Source organism: Chryseobacterium salviniae, assembly GCF_035819015.1.
In the GTDB taxonomy this organism is placed as follows: domain Bacteria; phylum Bacteroidota; class Bacteroidia; order Flavobacteriales; family Weeksellaceae; genus Chryseobacterium; species Chryseobacterium salviniae.
Genome location: NZ_JAYLAA010000026.1, coordinates 50,223 through 69,575 on the forward strand (window position 1 = coordinate 50,223; position 19,353 = coordinate 69,575).

At 38.0% G+C, this 19,353-nt stretch carries 18 protein-coding genes and 2 tRNA genes; 7 read left to right on the top strand and 13 right to left on the bottom strand.

Going from position 1 to position 19,353, the window contains the following annotated elements; translation table 11 throughout:
• The first annotated feature begins 99 nt into the window (after positions 1-99).
• From SOP96_RS07250 to SOP96_RS07275, 6 genes are all read left to right on the top strand, one after another.
• Positions 100-3,081, top strand: a complete 2,982-nt coding sequence (locus tag SOP96_RS07250) for a SusC/RagA family TonB-linked outer membrane protein (RefSeq protein WP_326320322.1) — start codon at positions 100-102, stop codon at positions 3,079-3,081.
• A gap of 11 nt (positions 3,082-3,092) precedes the next feature.
• On the top strand, positions 3,093-4,541 hold the full coding sequence (locus tag SOP96_RS07255; RefSeq protein ID WP_326320323.1) for a SusD/RagB family nutrient-binding outer membrane lipoprotein: 1,449 nt from the start codon (positions 3,093-3,095) through the stop codon (positions 4,539-4,541).
• A 91-nt stretch (positions 4,542-4,632) separates the two neighbouring features.
• Positions 4,633-6,216 (top strand): calcineurin-like phosphoesterase family protein, encoded by a 1,584-nt coding sequence (locus SOP96_RS07260; protein ID WP_326320324.1) that lies wholly within the window; start codon positions 4,633-4,635, stop codon positions 6,214-6,216.
• Positions 6,217-6,456: 240 nt separating this feature from the next.
• Entirely contained in the window at positions 6,457-7,170 is a 714-nt protein-coding gene (locus SOP96_RS07265) for a 3-ketoacyl-ACP reductase (protein WP_326320325.1), read from the top strand.
• A 291-nt stretch (positions 7,171-7,461) separates the two neighbouring features.
• Complete coding sequence (prmA, locus tag SOP96_RS07270) at positions 7,462-8,289, top strand: 50S ribosomal protein L11 methyltransferase (protein ID WP_326320326.1); 828 nt, start codon at positions 7,462-7,464, stop codon at positions 8,287-8,289.
• A gap of 19 nt (positions 8,290-8,308) precedes the next feature.
• Positions 8,309-9,151, top strand: coding sequence for an SH3 domain-containing protein (locus tag SOP96_RS07275; protein WP_326320327.1), 843 nt, complete (start codon positions 8,309-8,311; stop codon positions 9,149-9,151).
• Between the two features lie 43 nt (positions 9,152-9,194).
• Here the strand turns inward: SOP96_RS07275 and SOP96_RS07280 are convergent, their stop codons facing one another.
• The 13 genes from SOP96_RS07280 to SOP96_RS07340 form a co-directional block, all read right to left on the bottom strand.
• Positions 9,195-9,959: an MBL fold metallo-hydrolase gene (locus tag SOP96_RS07280; RefSeq protein ID WP_326320328.1), complete on the bottom strand. Its 765-nt coding sequence runs from the start codon at positions 9,957-9,959 to the stop codon at positions 9,195-9,197.
• A gap of 67 nt (positions 9,960-10,026) precedes the next feature.
• A complete protein-coding gene (locus SOP96_RS07285) occupies positions 10,027-10,614 on the bottom strand; it encodes a Crp/Fnr family transcriptional regulator (RefSeq protein WP_326320329.1) in 588 nt (195 codons plus the stop codon).
• Between the two features lie 55 nt (positions 10,615-10,669).
• Positions 10,670-11,011, bottom strand: coding sequence for a hypothetical protein (locus tag SOP96_RS07290; RefSeq protein WP_326320330.1), 342 nt, complete (start codon positions 11,009-11,011; stop codon positions 10,670-10,672).
• A 17-nt stretch (positions 11,012-11,028) separates the two neighbouring features.
• Entirely contained in the window at positions 11,029-11,445 is a 417-nt protein-coding gene (locus SOP96_RS07295; RefSeq protein ID WP_326320331.1) for a hypothetical protein, read from the bottom strand.
• 63 nt (positions 11,446-11,508) lie between these two features.
• On the bottom strand, positions 11,509-12,072 hold the full coding sequence (locus tag SOP96_RS07300) for a TetR/AcrR family transcriptional regulator (RefSeq protein ID WP_326320332.1): 564 nt from the start codon (positions 12,070-12,072) through the stop codon (positions 11,509-11,511).
• 61 nt (positions 12,073-12,133) lie between these two features.
• Complete coding sequence (locus SOP96_RS07305) at positions 12,134-12,544, bottom strand: OsmC family protein (protein ID WP_326320346.1); 411 nt, start codon at positions 12,542-12,544, stop codon at positions 12,134-12,136.
• A 42-nt stretch (positions 12,545-12,586) separates the two neighbouring features.
• Complete coding sequence (locus tag SOP96_RS07310; protein WP_326320333.1) at positions 12,587-13,258, bottom strand: potassium channel family protein; 672 nt, start codon at positions 13,256-13,258, stop codon at positions 12,587-12,589.
• Between the two features lie 88 nt (positions 13,259-13,346).
• Positions 13,347-14,117 carry a type 1 glutamine amidotransferase domain-containing protein gene (locus SOP96_RS07315; protein WP_326320334.1) on the bottom strand — a complete coding sequence of 257 codons (771 nt, stop codon included), beginning with the start codon at positions 14,115-14,117 and terminating at the stop codon, positions 13,347-13,349.
• Between the two features lie 226 nt (positions 14,118-14,343).
• Positions 14,344-14,417 (bottom strand) — tRNA-Arg (locus SOP96_RS07320).
• Between the two features lie 17 nt (positions 14,418-14,434).
• Positions 14,435-14,509 (bottom strand) — tRNA-Pro (locus SOP96_RS07325).
• Between the two features lie 295 nt (positions 14,510-14,804).
• Complete coding sequence (locus tag SOP96_RS07330; protein ID WP_326320335.1) at positions 14,805-15,947, bottom strand: inorganic phosphate transporter; 1,143 nt, start codon at positions 15,945-15,947, stop codon at positions 14,805-14,807.
• Positions 15,948-15,967: 20 nt separating this feature from the next.
• Positions 15,968-16,606 (bottom strand): DUF47 domain-containing protein, encoded by a 639-nt coding sequence (locus SOP96_RS07335; protein ID WP_076392175.1) that lies wholly within the window; start codon positions 16,604-16,606, stop codon positions 15,968-15,970.
• Between the two features lie 150 nt (positions 16,607-16,756).
• Entirely contained in the window at positions 16,757-18,439 is a 1,683-nt protein-coding gene (locus SOP96_RS07340) for a DEAD/DEAH box helicase (RefSeq protein ID WP_326320336.1), read from the bottom strand.
• A gap of 241 nt (positions 18,440-18,680) precedes the next feature.
• On the opposite strand from SOP96_RS07340, the gene SOP96_RS07345 reads away from it, so the two are divergent.
• Complete coding sequence (locus SOP96_RS07345) at positions 18,681-19,346, top strand: DUF2461 domain-containing protein (RefSeq protein WP_326320337.1); 666 nt, start codon at positions 18,681-18,683, stop codon at positions 19,344-19,346.
• The last annotated feature ends 7 nt before the right edge of the window (positions 19,347-19,353 follow it).

A 19,353-nucleotide genomic window follows, 5' to 3' on the forward strand; every position in this document is an offset into this window, starting at 1 on the left:
TAAATTAATATAGTGTTTAATAATTATTTAATAAATGTTAAAATCTGCTTAAAACCTTAACCATAATGTCAAACTAATTTTGCGCAAACAAAAAAGGATATGCGTAAAGAAACACAAAAAGTACTAATATTATCATTATTAGGAATAGTCAGTGTAAATGTAATGGCCCAGCAAAAGGCAAAACGGGATACTATTAAAAACATTGATGAAGTAGTGGTAACGGCATTAGGGATTAAAAGACAAAATAAAGCGCTTGGATATTCCACGGAAACCATCAATTCAGATCAGCTTTTAAGAACCCAAAACAATCACTGGACAACTGCTCTGGAAGGTAAGGTTGCCGGGCTTAAAATTCAGACAGCAGGAGCCGGGCCTCTGGCAACACCAAGAATTACTTTAAGAGGAGATGTTTCTATGAGCAGTATGGGTGATAACCAGGCTCTTATTGTTTTGGATGGCGTTCCTCTAAACTCAAGAACTGTAGGAACCGGAACACCGGCTTACGGTGCCGGAGCCGGAGGAGATGTGCCTATTGATTACGGAAATGACCTCAGCAGCATTAATCCCGATGATATTGAAAGCATAACCGTGTTGAAAGGTCCCAGCGCATCTGCCTTATATGGTTCAAGAGGTGCACTAGGAGCTATTATGATCACCACAAAATCAGGTAAGACCAAGAACGGAAAAATCCAGGTATCTTTAAATTCTTACACAAGTTTTGATTCCGTATTAAAATGGCCGGATTATCAGTACGAATACGGGCAGGGAACAATGCAGAAAGATAAAAACGGAAATTATTATTATTCATACGGCGTTTCACCGGATGGCGTAAATACAGGATCTACAAGTAGCGCATACGGGCCTAAATTCGAAGGACAGTATTTCTTTCAGTATGATCCCAACGAAGAAGGGCAAAGCAAAGAAAGACAACTTTGGAGACCATATAAAAATAACATAAAAGATTTTTGGGATGTGGGAACCACGTTTTCAAATAATCTTGCAATAGAAAGCTCCAATGAAAAGACGGCTTTCAGAGCCTCATTATCCTATCTGAAAAATGAATGGATGATGCCGAATACAGGGCTTGAAAAATGGGGGGCAGCGATCTCCGTTGATCATAAAATCAATGAAAGGTTTAAAGCCAACATCAAATTGTCTTATAATCAGACAAAAAGTGATAACCTGCCAGCAACAGGATACAACAACCAGTCGATTTCCTATTTCATGATTTTCCAGAATCCGAATGTTGATCTGGCGTGGTACAGACCGATCTGGAAAGCAGGGCAGGAACAGGTAGATCAGATTCATCCTTTTAGCTCTTATATCGACAATCCTTATCTGATTGCATACGAAATGACTAATAGCTTAGATAAGAAAAATATTGTCGGAAACGTCAGTCTCAGTTATCAGGTCAACAAACATGTTGATGTTCTATTACGCTCAGGAATGGCAGTAAATGATGAGCTCCGTACACAAAGAAGGCCCTGGAGTTCTGCAAATTTTCTTCAGGGTTACTACAGAGAGCAGTATGTCAACGGATTCAATTTTAATAATGATTTAATGATCAATTATAAAAATACGTTTGGCGCATTCAATTTCTCTGCAACTGCGGGCGGATCTACGCAGTACTTTGAGCAGCTTACCAAAGATTATTATGCTTTAGGGCTGAAAAAAGCCGGCGTTTATAATCTTACCAATGCGATAGCCCAGCGTTTTGATCTTCCACAGCCTTATGATAAAATGGTAAGCAGTACCTACGGGCTGGTTTCATTAAGCTATAAAGATAGAATTTTTCTTGATGTAACGGCACGTAACGACTGGAGCAGCACATTGCCGAAAGCTAACAGATCTTACTTTTACCCGTCGGTGTCATCTTCATTTATTTTGTCTGAAATTTTCGGGTTGAAGAGCAAAATGTTTAATTTCTGGAAATTAAGAGCTTCATGGGCTCAAACCGGAAATGATACAGAACCTTATCAGCTGTTGAATTACTATAACCCGAGTCTCGCTTTTCCGGGATCTGTTGAAGTATCCAACCGGTATCTTAATCCGAACCTGAGACCGGAAATGATTACCAATATTGAGGGAGGTATGGATTTCAGCCTATTCAATAACAGGCTTACTTATAATATCACGGCCTATCAGAGTAATTCTGTAGATCAGATCATCAGAAACGTGCCGGTGTTATGGGAAACAGGATATACACAGAGGGTAATTAATTCCGGAGAAATCAGAAACAGAGGTATCGAAATGATGCTGAATGCACATCCCGTGAAAAATAAAAATTTCTCTTGGAATGTTTCTGCAAACTGGTCTATGAACAGAAATAAAATATTATCGCTTCCGGAGGAATTCAATGGCCAGCCATATACGTATGCAAGTGTTGGAGGAGCCGTGTATTATAATGCCGTTGTAGGAGGATCGCTTGGAGATCTTTACGGATATGGTCTTATGTATTCTCCTGACGGACAGGTTGTGTTTGGAAGTGACGGTTTAACCGCAAAACCTGCACAGATGAAGAAAATAGGCAATGCCTATCCAAAATGGAGAGCCGGGATCCAGAATGATTTTAAATATAAAAATATTTCCATAAGCTTTTCATTCGACGGGCAGTATAAAGGGATGGCATATTCCCAGTCGCATCATAAAATGTCTGAACAGGGAAAACTTGGGCATACCCTTGAAGGAAGGGATAACCCGGGAGGTCTGATTGTAGGGCAGGGTGTAGTACAAAATCCGGATGGTTCTTATTCTCCAAATACAAAAGGTATTCTGGTGTCCACATATTACGGAGATTACTACAGAAGAGCCAACGTAGAAACCAATACGTTTGATACTTCATTTATCAAGCTGAGAGATGCAAGAATCGCTTATTCTTTCCCTAAATCTATTACTGATCCATTGAAAATCACAGATTTAACGTTAGCGCTTTTCGGAAAAAACCTCTGGATGTGGACAAAGTTCCCGCTGTTTGATCCCGAAGCCGCTACTTTAGATAATGCAACCATTACTCCGGGTGTAGAAATGGGGCAGATGCCTTCTTCACGCACGATCGGTTTTCAGCTAAATGTTAAATTTTAAATCCTTAAAAAATGAAAAAAACAATATTTAAATATATCATCCTGGCAGGTCTTGCATTTACAGTGGCTTCCTGCGACAGAAACTTTGATGAGATAAATGTAGACGACAGCAAAATCTACGAACCCGAAGTTTCCAGCTTTTTAGCACCTTTGCAATATAATCTTTCCTCTGTAGGGTATTCCAGGGCAAATGATTTTACTTTCGATATCATGCAGGTGTCTCTGGATTTTCCCAATGAAGGAAATACACTGAGCCGATACAATATCACTGAAAATACCGGCGCCGGTTACTGGAACAACAGCTATAAATGGATTAAACAGATCTATGAAATGAAGAAAGCTGCCGTAAGCAGCAACGACAAAAACTATGAGGCTATTGCGCTTGTTCTGAACGCATGGGCATATTCCAATCTTACTGATACATACGGAGATGTTCCCTTTACCGAAGCCTCAAGATTGGATGAAGCCATTAGCCAGCCAAAATTCGACCAGCAAAAAAATATTTACATCCAGCTATTGGAAGATCTTAAAAGAGCAAACTCTCTTTTTGTAACCACAAAAACACTTACCGGAACAGATCTTTTCTATAATGCAAACAATGATGTAAACGGAATAACGAACTGGAAAAAATTCTGTAATTCCCTTTCTCTAAGACTTCTGACAAGAATTTCAAAAAGAAACGGCGAGGTTAATGTATACGAAAGAATACAGGAAATTATTAACAACCCCACAATTTACCCAATTTTCCAAAGTAATTCGGAAACAGCTAAAGTTAATATTACAGGAGTAGCTCCTTTGATGCCTCCTATTGCCAGACCTCAGGATTTTACTACAGGCCGTGCCGCTTCAGAATTCTTTGTAGAAACACTGAAAGCCAATAACGATCCCAGAATGGCTATGTTTTTCGGACAGGCCAAAAACCTCACAGGAACAAACATCGGCTATAAAGGTGCTCCGTCAGGATACGCTTACGGTACCACTTTCAATTATCAGCCTTCTAATATGAACCAAAACCTGGCAAAAGCACCGCTAAATATTTTGGTTTATCCCTATGCTGAATTGCAGTTTACTCTTGCTGAGCTTGCTTTTAAAGGAGTGATTCCCGGAAATGCACAGACGTATTATGAAAATGGAGTGAAAGCAGCCATAGAACAGTGGGGGGCAACATTGCCTGCCAATTATTTCACCAACCCCAATGTTGCCTACAACGGAACGTTGGAAAGGATTCTTCTTCAGAAATATGTTGCTTTGTTCTTCGTAGATCAGCAGCAGTGGTTTGAAAAAAGAAGAACCGGTTTCCCTGTACTTCCAAACAACGGAGGATTGCTTAACAACGGTGTTATGCCTTCAAGATTGATGTATCCGCCAAATCCAAGGGTATTGAATACGGCCAATTACCAGTCGGCTGTTCAACAGATGGGAGGCGATAATATCAACATAAAAGTGTGGTGGGATAAATAATAAAATTACCGCTAAGATCGGGCTTTAGCCCGATCTTTAAAAAAATAGTCAAATTGGCTTCAGCCAAAACTTACATTTAAATATCAATTCAATGAATATTAAATTTTTAATGCCATGTCTGCTTATTTCAGCAATGGCTTTCTCACAGGCTTCTGTTTCCGGATATGTATATGAAGACACCAACAGAAACCAGAAAAAGGAAAACAGGGAAAAAGGAATTGAAGGAGTAGCTGTTTCCAACGGGATCCAGGTTGTGCTTACAGATAAAAACGGAAGATACAGTCTTCCCATTCAGGAAGGGCAGTCGGTTTTTGTAATTAAGCCTTCGGGATATATGACGCCGGTGAATGCCAACAATTTGCCTCAGTATTATTATCAGTATAAGCCGAAAGGTTCGCCGGCAGATTTTAAATACAAAGGATCTGCACCGACTGGCGAGCTTCCGAAAGAAATCAATTTTGCCCTCAACAAGCAAAACGAAAGCAAAAATTTTGACATCCTTGTCTTCGGAGACCCGCAGCCTTACACCGAAAAGCAATTGGATTATTTTAAAAGAGCCATTGTAAACGAGGTGAAAAATACCAAAAAAAATGCAGTGCTGGGAATCAGCCTCGGAGATTTGGTAGGTGATAACCTGAGTCTTCAGAAACCTTATGCCGATGTAATGAAGGAAATTGGACTGCCCTGGTACAACGTTATGGGAAACCATGATATGAATTACGATGCTAAAGAAGACCTTCTTTCTGATGAAACTTTTGAATCGAATTTCGGGCCGGCGAATTATTCATTCAATTATGGAAATGTTCATTTCATTATTCTTGATGATATTCTGTATCCGGACCCAAGAGACGGAAAAGGATACTGGGGAGGTTTTCGTGAAGATCAGCTTAAATTCATTGAAAACGACCTGAAACTGGTAGATAAAAACAAACTTATCGTTGTTTCTTTCCATATTCCATTGGAACACAAAAATGAAGATAATTTCAGGAATTCCGATCGTCAGAAATTGTTTGACTTTTTAACACCCTTTAAAAATGCTTTGGTTCTATCGGCACACACGCATATCCAGCAGCAGCTTTTCTACGGAAAAGAAGCCGGATGGAATGGTTCTAAAGATCTTCACGAATACAATGTGGGAACAACCTGTGGCGATTGGTGGTCCGGAACATCGGATGATCTCGGATTGCCAACTTCTACTATGAGGGACGGAACGGCAAAAGGCTATTCTTTTATCAGCTTTAATGACAGCAATTACAAGGTTAAATATAAAACTGCAGGTAAGCCGGAAGATTACCAGATTAACTTATACGTTCCGAAAGTCATTCCTTTCCCTTCGAAAACATCTGCAAAAGTATTGGCTAATTTCTTTATGGGAAGCAAAAAAGATAAAGTGGAATACAGAATAGACGGAGAAAAATGGGAAGAAATGCAGTATGATGAAACAGTAGATCCAAGTTTTGCCATGTCTGTTTTCAAGTGGGATACCACCAATAATCTTTTCCCGGGAAGAAGGCCATCCAACCCTGAAATGTCAAAACATATATGGACGGGGGATTTTTCCAAAAAACTCTCGCTGGGAAAACATAAAGTTGAGGTAAGAGCTACAGATATGTATGGAAATCAGTTCTCGGCTTCAGAAGAATTTGAAGTTCAGAATCAGATTCTTATCCCTTAATTTTTTATTTTATTACTATACTTTCAAAGAAACCGGCCCACTTTGGGTCGGTTTTAATTTTTTTAAATTAAACCTTCAAGGTTTTCAAAACCTTGAAGGTTTAAAATCTACCAATTTCTCATTTTTAAAATACTTAAACATAAACATTTATTATATCAATCATCACAATAAGTTTTAATCTGTCTCTTTCCAAATCATCTTTCGTAAATTTGCAGCAACAATTAAATAAATTCAACAAAAATGAATATCAACGGAAAAAATGCCATCATTACCGGCGGAGGAAGAGGTTTGGGTAAAGCTGTTGCGCTTGCTTTGGCCGCAGAAGGAGTACATATCGGAATAACAGGAAGAAACGAAGAAAACCTGAAAATGACGGTCGACGAAATCCGTAAACTGGGAGTAAATGCAGGATATGCCGTATTCAGCATCGATAATGAAATACACGTAAAAGCAGGCATTGAATCTTTGGCAGAACAGCTGGGAGGAATCGATATCCTGATCAATAATGCAGGAATCGGCGATTTCGGGTCTATTGAAGAAATGCCTTCCGAAACCTGGGAGCAGGTTATTAAAACCAATCTTTTCGGGGTATATTATGCAGCAAAAGCGGTACATCCTTTTATGAAGTCGAAAGGAGAGGGCGATATCATTAATGTAGCTTCTACTGCCGGATTAAAAGGCGGACCGAACATGTCGGCTTATGCCGCTTCAAAAGCAGCAGTTGTTTCCCTTTCACAGTCGATGATGGCAGAATGGAGAAAGCAGAATATCAGAGTGGTTACGCTTACGCCAAGTACGATTGCTTCAGATATGTCGATTCAGGGAGGTCTTACCGATGGAAACCCGGAAAAAGTATTGCAGCCGGAAGATTTTGCAGAGTGGGTAAGAGATATTTTAAAAATGAACAGAAGAGCACTGATAGCAAACGGTTCTATATTTTCTACCAATCCTTAATAGTTTGAAATTTCAAGTTAAATATTGGGGTTTAATGTTTTTAAACTTAATCAAAATAATTGTAAGCGGACTTAGGTTCGCTTTTTTTATATTTAGTTTGTCATTCTGAACGGCAATGAAGCGAGAGTGAAAAATCTCCGTTTAATAAAACAGATTATTCAGTCGCTAAAACCAAGTTTTGATGTATTCTGACTCCCTCTCCAAAAGAGAGGGTCAAGGTGAGGAAAAACAAAAGAACAATATTTCAGTAAAATCAAAAAAGTAGTTTTATTTTTGCATTAAATTATTCACATGCAAAATTATTTAGAATTCAATTTCAAAATTTCTCCGCTTCAGCCCTGGAACGAAATATTAATGGCAGAGCTTATTGAGATCGGTTTCGACAGTTTCACGGAAGAGATTGACGGTATTTTGGGATATATTCAGAAAGAATTATTTAACGAAAATGAATTAAAAGCATTGCCGCTTTTTCAGAATGAAGAGGTGAAAATAGAATATACTTTCCAGGAAATGCCGAATATCAACTGGAATGAAGAGTGGGAAAAAAACTTTGAACCGATCAATATTGATGATAAAGTGCTGATCCGTGCAGAATTCCACGAGTCGGTTCCCGGAATGCATGAAATTGTTATTCAGCCGAAAATGTCTTTTGGAACAGGGCATCATCCAACAACCCATCTCATGATCCAGCAGATGATGGATATGGATTGTAAGGATAAAAAAGTTTTGGATATGGGCTGCGGAACATCGGTTTTAGCCATTTACGCAAAACAGATCGGAGCCGGAGATACAAAAGCGATCGATATCGATGAATGGTCGGTAGAAAATTCCAAAGAAAATGCAGCAAGAAATAATGTTGAGCTGGATATCGAATTGGGAACGACAGAAAATTTAGGAAAAGAGCATTATGATATCATTCTGGCGAACATCAACAGAAACATTTTAATTTCAGATATCCCGACTTATGTTTCCGTACTCAATGAAGGCGGACAATTATTGCTTTCCGGATTGTGCTTCTTTGATGTGGATGATATTCTGGAAGTCTGCAAAGAAAACAGTCTGCAGCTTAAAAAACAGCTTCAGAGAGAAGAATGGGTAAGTCTACTGCTTGAAAAATAAGCACCACCAAAATGTTAATATGAAATCTCTTTTTACGATTCTGTTTTTCTTTCTTCTCCAGATCTTTAGTGCTCAGGAAACAGAGGAAATATATGCAAACGGGGTTTTTCAATTTGATGAAAATAAACCTCAGAAAATATTCACCGAGTGGACGAGGATCAGGCAATCTCCGGGTGTTGATACAGTGATCTTGGATTCCTTGCAAACCAATCATGAAATTCTAATTCTTAAAAAAGAAAAATCTGTTCTGAAGCTGGGCGAAAGAGCAGCTCCCTGGTACAGAATTTCCTATCAGAAAAACGGCAAAACGTCCGAAGGTTACCTATGGGGAGGGAATCTCTGCATTCATTACCGAAATAAAAACGGATATGATTTTTTATTAGGTTTAACAAAAACATTAAATAAGAAAAATCCTGATTATGAAGGTTCAGTTCAACAGAATTATGCTTCTGTAAAATTTTTGCAGGGAAATATTCTTCTGGATGAAGCTTCTTTTGAAACAGGCTCCGGAGAAAACTTAAATTTTGCCGGGTTAAGCATTGAAAGTGGTCATAAGCTGAAAGATGTTGAGCTTACGCTAAAAGCAACCACTTCCGGTGGTGCCTGCGGTGTTCCGACTTATGACCAGTATATTTTATTGAAAAGCAAAAAACTGATTGCACTTCCTCAGCTGATGAGCGTAGGCGATGCCGGAGCTTATTATCACTCCGAAGAATTCGTTTTCCCAAACGATAAAGGCGGAATACCCAATGCTTTCATCTTTAAAATGGAAGAAATGGAAAAAGATGAAAACGACCGTGAGAAGAAAAAGAACGCTTCCGCAGTTTATCTCTGGAACGGAAATGCTTACCTGAAAAAATAAAATTATAATATTCTAATTGTTATTTTAATTGATTTAAAAAATCTTAGAATATAATACTTTGCCCGTCTTCAGGAATGAAAACTTTTTCAGTTAGAGAATATTTTACAAGCTCATCTTTCAACTGTGCTCTTGTAATGGGGCAATGGTTCAGCGCTTCCATATGATTGGCAAGTACTTTTCCCGGTGCATTTTTTATAAATTGAATAATATCCTGCATATTCATTAAAAGAGGCTTCCCAAAATCGAGCTGTGCACCGCCGCAGGCTAAAACAGACAGATCCGGCTTTAATTCTTTAAAAACTTTATCAATATGTTCTGTGTAAATGGTATCTGCTGAAATATAAACCGATTGACTCTGAGCAAATTCGAGGTAAAATCCCATAACAATTCCCATAGGGTTTGCAATAAAGCCGTAGCCATGCCTCGCCGGAACGCCCGTTATTTTTAAATCCAAAATGTCTTCATCTTTCCAATAATCAACAGTCTTTAAAATTGATAAGCCCCTTTTTTCAAGTTGTCTTTTGTCTTTAACACTGCAAATTACCGGGACGCTTTTCTCTTTTAGAAAGTGTTCAGCTTCTTTATCAAGGTGATCCGGATGCAAATGGGTTATCAGGCAGTGGGTGACTTTTTCCAGAATGGCATTGCTGTTTACAGGCAGATCCACCAGTGGATTTTTTAATGGTTTAAACCTGAAAAGTGTAAAAGGAGATAAGCTTCCTTTTCTGCCAAGCATAGGATCTATTAAAATATATTTCCCTTCAGTTTCGATAACGAATGTGGCATTTCTGAGATGATGTATTTTCATTGAATTCTTTTTTGCAAATTTTTGTAAATAAGCTTTTTTCTACATTGATTTGGATCAATAAATAAAATTAAACATCATCATCTTTAAAAATTCTTTTTCTTATTCTGCTTAACGTTTCAGGGGCAATGCCGAGATATGATGCAATATGGTATTGTGGAATTTGTTGTAACCAGGCAGCTCTGTTTTTTAAGATGTCAAGATAATTGTCATCAGGAGTATTGATAAATTGTTTGAGCTCACTTTGTTCCTTTTTCTCTATAATCCGTTCAAAAATTTCTTCAACAAATAATTTTCCGCAATGATATTCTTTCACAAAAAACTGAAATTTTTCCCGGGATAGAACTCTTACTTTCGTGTCGGTAAGACATTGTTGGTTTTTTCTTGAAGTTTTATCGGTAATGAATGAGTAAAAATCTGTTAAAAAGCAGGGTTCAATGAAGAAATCAATATTTTTTTCTTTTCCGTCATGTGCATAAAATTCACGCACAATGCCTTCATCAAGAAAGCGAAGCTGCCTTTCGGAATTTCCGTTTTCAAGAATTAGACTGTCTTTTTTGAATGATTTAGTTTCAAAAGAATTGATGAAGCATTGAAGCCCTTCTTTATTGAAAGGAAACTCGCGCATAAAGAACTCATATAGCTGATCTTTTGTCATCGATAAAATATATCGGTAAAAGTATTGAAAATCCGGAAGTTTTCAAATTTTCTGCTTATCTGTCTCCCAATAGTACTTTTTTCAGATCTCCGTCTTTTTTAAAGAGAAGGTAAAGAATATAGGATGCAAAGATCATAATGCCGACAATAGCCGCGGCAGTTCCTAAAACTATTGATCCTGCTGAGAATTTATTCCTCCACATAATCCATAATCCGGAAAGAATAAGATAGCACATAAAGTCAAGATTGAACTGCCCATTCCATCCCGGAGTAAGAATATTTCCAAAAAATACACTGAACAGATCTGCCCCTTCTTTCTGAAAAGCCATAATGGAAAATACGATTAATAAGATGACCTGGGAAAGCAATAATAATTTGAATGCAAAATGTTTTTTCATAATTAAAAGATTAAGGTTTAGCAGTTAGTTTTCCAGAGTGGTCCTGCAGCGATAATTAGAACGATGATATTAATGAAAGCATTGCTGGTATTTCCTGAGGCGACAGAACCTGCACTGTCGAGTAAAAACCATGCGATGAGACCGGCCAGTACGGCCTTTCTTACTTCATTAGGAGCTTTGTCGTACACCCATTTTTGGAGAAACCATATGCATACACCCCAGCCGAAGAGAAATCCTCCGGTTAGTGCAGATAAAAAGCGTGTGGTGGGAGCTTCATAGTTTTGTACGCCGTCCAGAGGCAGGCTTAATAAATCCAGTGTCCATCTTGCGGGTTCTGAAGTTTCCGGCATAGATCCAAGAAAGAAAACCGGGCCAAATGAGCCGACCGTAATTGCTGTTATTTTAAGATAAAACTTATGGAATTGTTGCGTCATTTGTTAATTTTTGTGCAAAATTAATCAGCAGACTCTTAAAAATTTAGACGGTTCCGTACAATATTACTCGAAATTTTTTGCAATTTTTGCAAGATTTTCAAAATAGGAAGCCAGCCAGTTTGCAGTGATATTTTCATCATTGATTTTTAGGAAAAAATTTTCCAGGGCGAGTTCAAAAAGACCTTCCATTTGCCTACTGCTTAATGTAAGATTAAGATCTTCTGCCCAGATTCTCACAAAATCTTTCCCGATAATATGATTTGATTTTTCGAGTACATTTCTGTAATTTTTTCTGTTCTGGCTGAAACGCAGCTGCCTGTTGAATAATAGATCTGTTTTATGCTCCGTCAGAATATTTATTAAATCAGGATTGATTTTTTTTACAGCTTTTTCTTTATCTGCAATAATCCTGCACTGGGAAAGATGAAATGCAAAAAGCTGATCCAGAAATAATTCACTATCAGCAAAATGATGGTAAAATGAAGATTTGCTTATTCCTGTTATTTTGGAAAGCTTCTCTATCTTCAGTCCGTTTTCGCCATGCAGCGCAAAGTTTTTGTAGCCTTCAAGAATCCAAACCTGTTTTCCCGGGCTACTTTCTTTTGGATCAATGTATTTCTCTGTCATTCAATTTTAAACAAATGCGTGTCATACAATGGTATCATTAAATTTATGACGGACGCAGATATTAATTCAATGTGTAATGTACGGTAATTTTTGCATTCAGCAATTTGGAGACAGGGCAGTTTGCTTCTGCGTCTTTCACCAGTTCATCGAACTTTGAAGGGTCTATACCTGAAACTTTTGCAGAAAGCGAAAGGCTGGATTGTGTGATGCTTCCGTCTTCCAGTACAATTTCACAGTCGGTTCTCAGCTCATCTGCTGCAAAACCGGCTGCCTGAATATTGAAAGCCAGTTTCATACTGAAACATCCTGCGTGTGCTGCGGCAATAAGTTCTTCAGGATTTGTGCCGATGCCGTCTGCAAAACGGGAATTGAAGCCGTATTGTGTTTCATTCAGAACTGTACTTTGAGTGCTTAAACTACCTTTTCCTTCTTTACCTGTTCCGCTCCATACTGCGGTTGATCTTCTTTTGATCTGCATACTATTAATGTTTTATTTTGTTTTTTTTGTTTTGATTTATTTAGAAGCAAACCTCGAAATGATAATTCCTACAACAGCCACCATATAAAACTGTCCTGCCATTCCGAAAAATGCTACAACGAGCCTGCTCATATCTGTTATCGGGTAAATATCTCCGAATCCGATACTGGTAAGGGTTATAAAACTGAAATACGATAATTCGTTGTACACCTGCGATATATTGTTTGGCGTAATCCCATAAAAAGATCCGTGAAAATTGAGCTCTATAAAAAGATAAGAAAACAATGCTACCAGGCTTAGTATCATATACCCGCAAAAAGATCCTATAATTACATTGATGCGAATTTCCTTTGCCTTTGTAATCTGCCGCATTACCTCTATAAAAATAAATACATAATACATTATAAAAAAGACGGTAAGAAATTCTATAAACCATAATTTGCGGCTAAGAAGTAAAAATCCTACCGGCATTAAAATGCTGATTAAACTGAAAATATTCTTAAGAGTATTAATTCTTTTGCTTCTCTCTTTGAAAATTCCAAAACAGGCTACTGCGATCAAAATCATATTAACCGGCCAGACATATTTCAGGAAAATCGCATTATCAGGAAAGAGGATTTTGTCAAAAACCAGGGAAAGCAAGGCTGTCAATAGAAATTCGAACCTGTAATCAATGAGCCTTTGATGCACTCTTTTATATACTTCCATGCTTTTTATGGATTATATTTATCTAATACAGGTTTTAGCTCAAAACATATTTCGAATTTCTGTATTAACTGATATGTGTTTAAAGAATTTATTCTCCTAATGCAGCAATAATCGCTTTAGCAGTTTCGCTGCCGCTGAAATTCTGCTGCCCCGTCACCAGATTACCATCTCTTACCGCAAAACCTTTCCATAATCCGGCCTGGATATAGTTAGCTCCAATGGCCTTCATTTCATCCTCGATTCTCCATGGCATAATATGTTGATCTCTTGGTAAAAGATTATAGTCCCAGACTGCGTTATCTGCAAAATCCTCCTCCACGTTGGCAAATCCCGTTACTGTTTTGCCTTTAGCTAGATATTCTCCATTACTCAATTTTGCGTATTTAAGGATGGCAACACCATGGCACAGTGCTGCAGCTATTTTGCCGGCTTCATAAAAAGATACAAACTTTTGGTGCAGATCGGTAGCTTCAGCAAAACTGAACATTGGGGATTGCCCTCCTGCAACGACGATAGCGTCAAATTCAGCGACGTCAATATCAGCGACTTTGTTAGTGTTTTCAACAAGGCTTTTTAAAGGCGGTGTGTGAATAAAACCCTGACTTATAAGGTCTGTTGAAGAATAACCGCTAGGATCATTTGGATCGCTCATGGAATCGGCTTCACATCTGCCTCCATTGGGAGAGAAGATCTCTATATGATAGCCTTTCTCTGAAAATTCATAATAAGGGTGGGTAAGTTCGCTCCACCAAAAACCAACCGGCCAACCTGTCGTTGTTGAAATCGTTGGATTGGCAATTACGATAGCAATTTTTTTAGGGTTATCGGGACGAACTGTGTTTGTGTTTTTTAGGCTCATTTTGATGTTTTTTACAGATGCAAATTAGTATAAGTCTGAATTAAAAGCAACATCTGGCTTTTTTTGTAATAAGCTAACATTTTTGTAAGTGATTATTTACAAGGATGAATTATAATCTTGGAAGATGAATTAGGGAGAGCCTTTGACCGTCACGATATGAATCGGCATACTATATCCGCTATGGGAACTAACATAAAAACCTCATAACAAAGCTATGAGGTTTCTGTGAGCGCGAAAGGATTCGAACCTTTGACCGTCTGCTTAGAAGGCAGATGCTCTATCCAGCTGAGCTACGCACCCTAAAATAAAATTAAAAGTCGGGGCGGCAGGATTCGAACCTGCGACCTCCTGGTCCCAAACCAGGCGCGATGACCGGACTACGCTACGCCCCGATGGAAGTCATCTTTCAACAAGAATTATCTTGTTTTTTGTGGGTGCAAATATAGAGCCTTTTTTTGAATTATAAAAATAAAATCCCGGTAATTTTTCAACCATATTATTTAATTAATTTTACATCGTTAATAATCATTATTTTATGAAAATTATAATCAGGAAAATTTTACCTGTATTATATCTGCCTGCTGTGATTCTGCCGTTTTTAATTTCGATTCGGATGAAAAATCAGCAATAATAAAAAAACCTTGCCCACATGAGCAAAGTTTTGTTGTTATATAAAAATTGTTAATATTAGGACAAAAATGTTACAACAAGATATGTAATTCCTGCAACGATTGCAGAGATTGGAATGGTAAGAACCCATGCCCATAATAAGCTTACGGTAATACCCCATCGCACGGCAGATACTCTTTTTGTAAGACCAACTCCGATAATAGATCCTGTAATGGTATGGGTTGTGGAAACAGGGATTCCGAAATGATCCGTAATAAACAGAGTAATAGCTCCTGCTGTTTCTGCGCTTACGCCTTCCAGGGAAGTTACCTTTGTGATTTTAGTTCCCATTGTTTTGATGATCTTCCAGCCGCCACTCATGGTTCCCAGAGCTATAGCGATAAACGATACCAAAGGAACCCAAAGATAATGCTCTGCAAAGTAATCAAAACGCCCTGCAGCAGGTATTGAAAGATAAACGGGATCCTGTAGCATCTGCACGTGATAGTAGATTAAAGCCGCACCGATGATCCCCATTACTTTCTGGGCATCATTAAGACCGTGGCCCAAACTGAACAGCGCTGATGAAGCCAGCTGTAATCTTTTAAATGATTTGTCTGCCTTATGCGGATTTGATTTTTTATAAAGATGAACAATAATTAAAGTAATGATGATTGAAATAATCATCCCTATAACCGGAGCCATGAAAATGAACAGGAAAATAGGAATTACTTTATCAAATTTCACGACACTCTGGTGCGTTACCTGAACTGCCGCCTCTTTAATGGTATTCCAAAATCCGAGTTCCGGCTGAGCTGCTGCCACATTCTGATAGTCCATCATGAAAGCGTGCATCAACGCTGCTCCTAAAAATCCTCCAATCAGTGTATGCGAAGAAGAGGAAGGAATACCAAACCACCATGTAAGGAGATTCCATGCAATAGCTGCTATAAGACCCGAAAATATGACTTCAAGGTTGATGAAATTTTCATTGACGGTTTTGGCAATCGTGTTACCAATTTTAAATTCGCCAATAATATATGCAGCAATAAAGAATGCTGCGAAGTTCCAAAGCGCTGCCCAAAGCACAGCTTGAAAAGGGGTTAAAACTTTTGTAGAAACAATAGTCGCAATTGAGTTGGCCGCATCATGAAAACCGTTGATGTAATCGAAAATAAGAGCCAAAGCAATAATAACTATAAGTAAAATCGGAAATTCCATTGTTTAATTATAATTATTAATTAAGCGTATTTAATCATGATGTTCTCAATCGTGTTGGCAACATCTTCTGCTTTGTCAGTTACAACTTCAAGGTAATTAAGTACAGATGAAACTTTGATGATGTTGATGGCATCGTTGGTCTCGAACAATTCCACCATTGAATTGGAAAGCAGGTCGTCTGCAATATTTTCTATAGAATTTACTTTAATGCAAGCTTCTTTTACCTGCTCCATATTTTTGAACCCTTTCAGGTTTTTCATAGCATTCTGGATCTCAAGGCATGCTTTATGAATCAATAAAGAGAAATCCGAATATGCCTTCATTTCAGGCGATTTATACAGGAAAATATATTTTGTGGAAGCGTAAATATAATCCGCAATATCATCCAGTCCTGTTGCAAGGGTATGAATATCTTCTCTGTCGAAAGGGGTGATGAAATTTTTCCCCAATTCTACAAAAATTTCGTGCGTAAGCTCGTCATTTTTATGCTCGTAGTCGCTCATTTTTTTCAGCATGGAATCATCATTAAGATCGAAATCCTTGATTCCGTGGTTGAATTCCTCAGACATTGCCACAAGGTTTTCAGTTACTTTTTCGAACAGTACGAAGAAGATTTTATCTTTTGGTTGAAAAGCGTGGAAAATATTACCAATTCCCATTTTTAAGTATTTATAATTCGTGTGCAAATTTCTTAAAAAACGCCCTTACCTGAAACAATACAACATTAAGTTTTGTTAACATTACATGATTACTGATTGCCAAATAAAAAAACCGGCTGTAAGGCCGGTTTTCATTATATTTTCGGGAGCTTAGTTTGCTACTTCTGCCCTCATTTCTTTACCTTTGAATTTCATAGATCCAATGTTGCTTAATACATTGTCTTTGAATGATTTTTCAACCTCGAAGAATGAGAATTTTTCAAGAATTTCGATATCGCCGATTTCTGCTCTTTTTTTGCTTTTTCCGGCAGTTGCCTTGTTGATGATATCAAGCACATCCAATTTCTTCAGCTGGTCTTTTTTACCAAGATTAAAGAAGAACCTTACCATATCTTCATTTCTTTTTCTCGGCTTTCCGCCACGGTCTCTGTCGCGGTCACGATCTCTTCCTCTGTCTCTGTCGCGCTCTCTCCGGTCTCTTCTGGAGCCTCCGTCATCATCTCTGCTGCTTAACTTCTGATCAGCAAGATCATGTCTGTCTTTATAATACAGGGCAAGATCTTTCAGCTGGAACTGAAGCAATTTATGAGCAAGCTCTTCTTTGGTGAATGCCGACAAATCCGGAATCAGGGAATCATCAAATTCAAAGAAATCTTCGTGAATTTCAAAAAGGCTTTCAAAAACACCTCCAACCTGAGCTTTGATAATATCTTCTCCGGTAGGAATTTTACCTTCGTGCATTTCAATTTTCGTTACCGATTTGATCTGCTTTAGCTTTCTGCTTTCTTCTGGTTTGATCAGCGCAATAGAAATACCGTCTTTTCCTGCTCTTCCCGTTCTTCCGCTTCGGTGAACGAAAACTTCAGGATCATCCGGAAGAGAATAATGGATAACGTGTGTTAGTGAATTTACATCCAATCCTCTTGCTGCAACGTCTGTTGCCACCAAAATATCAATGTTTTTCAGCCTGAATTTCTTCATTACCGTATCTCTCTGTGCCTGGGAAAGGTCTCCGTGAAGCGCATCTGCCGCATAGCCATTCTGCATAAGGAAATCTGCAACTTCCTGGGTTTCCATTCTGGTTCTGCAGAAAATAATGGAATACTGATTCGGATTTGAATCAATAAGACGCTTTAAAGCTTCCTTTTTCTGGCGATAACCGATCACATAATACTCATGCTTGATGTTTTTCTTAACTTCGTTGATAGAGCCTACAGAAATTCTATGAGGCTTTGTCAAATAATTTTTTGAAATCCTTTCCACTTCTTTGCTCATTGTAGCTGAGAAAAGGAAAGTTTGTTTCGTTTCAGGAGTTTCGCTAAGGATGGTTTCCAATTCGTCTTTGAAACCCATCGAAAGCATCTCGTCTGCCTCATCAAGAACCAGCCAGTGGATTGCAGAAAAATCAAGCGCTTTTCTGTTGATAAGGTCGATTACTCTTCCCGGAGTTCCCACAATAATCTGTGGCTTGTCCTTGAGCGATCTGATCTGATCCGTAATACTGCTTCCACCATAAACGGCTGTCGTTTTGATGTCTTTCATGTATTTGGAGTAATTTTTAATGTCTTTCGTAATCTGAAGACATAATTCCCGTGTCGGACAAAGCACCAAAAGTTGGATTTTGCGACTCGTATCGTCAATCATATCCAAAATCGGAAGCGAAAACGCTGCTGTTTTGCCTGTCCCTGTCTGCGCAAGTGCGATCAAGTCGCGAATATCTGAAAGAATAAAAGGGATAGTCTGTTTTTGGATTTCTGTCGGGCTTTCGTAACCCAGTTCGCCAATAGCCTTAAGAATATCAGGACTTAAATTGGTTTCCGTAAATAAATTCATTAAATATTTTAAAATTTTTGCAAAGATACAATTATTATTTGAATTACCTTTTAACTATTATTACAGAAACAATAATTTAATATTTAAAAGATGTAGAGCTTTTATAATTTCCGCAGAAAAACCGCCTTATTTTTAATTTTAATTTAATACGATATACTTTTATCCGCTCTCTGGTATTCAGGAAAAATGTTCTCGGCGATTAACCAATTTTTAATTAAATTTGATTGAAAAATAAAAATATATGTCTGCTACAGTTTCACCGAAAGTTTTTGATTTTTTAAGACAACTTACCGAAAATAACAACCGCGAATGGTTTACGGAAAATAAAAATCTCTATACGGAATCCCAGGAAAACCTTGTGCTTTTTCTTGAAGGTCTTATTAAAGAAATGTGTGAATTCGATTCTGAACTGGGAAAAATTGATGCTAAAAAATCATTGTTCAGGATTTACAGGGATACGCGGTTTTCAAAAGATAAAACGCCTTACAAAACTAATTTCGGAGCTTCTCTGGGAATGGGAAAAGGCAGCCAGAAAGGAGGGTATTACCTTCACCTTGAGCCGGGAAAATCATTTATTGCCGGAGGAATCTATATGCCCGAATCTTCCGTTCTGAAAACGTTGCGCAAAGAGATTTCACTTTACGGACAGGAATTTTTAAACATTTTAAATGATAAGGAATTTAAAAAATATTTTCCGGAGCTTGATCAGGATGATAAGCTGAAAAAAGTTCCGCAGGGTTTTGAAAAAGAAGACCCGATGGCAGAATATCTGAAACTGAAAAGCTTTATCGTAGTTTATAACCTTTCAGATAAAGAAGTTTCTGACAAAAATGCTTCCAAAAACCTTGCGAAAATTTTCAAAGCCATGAAACCGCTTAACGATTTTCTGAACACCCCTTTTTTATAGTTTCAAA

Coding starts and splice junctions, on each gene's coding strand:
- SOP96_RS07285 (WP_326320329.1), bottom strand. CDS start 10,614: ATGACAAAAGATCAGCTATATGAGTTCTTTATGCGCGAGTTTCCTTTC.
- SOP96_RS07300 (WP_326320332.1), bottom strand. CDS start 12,072: ATGACAGAGAAATACATTGATCCAAAAGAAAGTAGCCCGGGAAAACAG.
- SOP96_RS07340 (WP_326320336.1), bottom strand. CDS start 18,439: ATGAATTTATTTACGGAAACCAATTTAAGTCCTGATATTCTTAAGGCT.
- SOP96_RS07315 (WP_326320334.1), bottom strand. CDS start 14,117: ATGAGCCTAAAAAACACAAACACAGTTCGTCCCGATAACCCTAAAAAA.
- SOP96_RS07255 (WP_326320323.1), top strand. CDS start 3,093: ATGAAAAAAACAATATTTAAATATATCATCCTGGCAGGTCTTGCATTT.
- SOP96_RS07295 (WP_326320331.1), bottom strand. CDS start 11,445: ATGACGCAACAATTCCATAAGTTTTATCTTAAAATAACAGCAATTACG.
- prmA (WP_326320326.1), top strand. CDS start 7,462: ATGCAAAATTATTTAGAATTCAATTTCAAAATTTCTCCGCTTCAGCCC.
- SOP96_RS07330 (WP_326320335.1), bottom strand. CDS start 15,947: ATGGAATTTCCGATTTTACTTATAGTTATTATTGCTTTGGCTCTTATT.
- SOP96_RS07335 (WP_076392175.1), bottom strand. CDS start 16,606: ATGGGAATTGGTAATATTTTCCACGCTTTTCAACCAAAAGATAAAATC.
- SOP96_RS07265 (WP_326320325.1), top strand. CDS start 6,457: ATGAATATCAACGGAAAAAATGCCATCATTACCGGCGGAGGAAGAGGT.
- SOP96_RS07260 (WP_326320324.1), top strand. CDS start 4,633: ATGAATATTAAATTTTTAATGCCATGTCTGCTTATTTCAGCAATGGCT.
- SOP96_RS07310 (WP_326320333.1), bottom strand. CDS start 13,258: ATGGAAGTATATAAAAGAGTGCATCAAAGGCTCATTGATTACAGGTTC.
- SOP96_RS07345 (WP_326320337.1), top strand. CDS start 18,681: ATGTCTGCTACAGTTTCACCGAAAGTTTTTGATTTTTTAAGACAACTT.
- SOP96_RS07250 (WP_326320322.1), top strand. CDS start 100: ATGCGTAAAGAAACACAAAAAGTACTAATATTATCATTATTAGGAATA.
- SOP96_RS07275 (WP_326320327.1), top strand. CDS start 8,309: ATGAAATCTCTTTTTACGATTCTGTTTTTCTTTCTTCTCCAGATCTTT.
- SOP96_RS07290 (WP_326320330.1), bottom strand. CDS start 11,011: ATGAAAAAACATTTTGCATTCAAATTATTATTGCTTTCCCAGGTCATC.
- SOP96_RS07280 (WP_326320328.1), bottom strand. CDS start 9,959: ATGAAAATACATCATCTCAGAAATGCCACATTCGTTATCGAAACTGAA.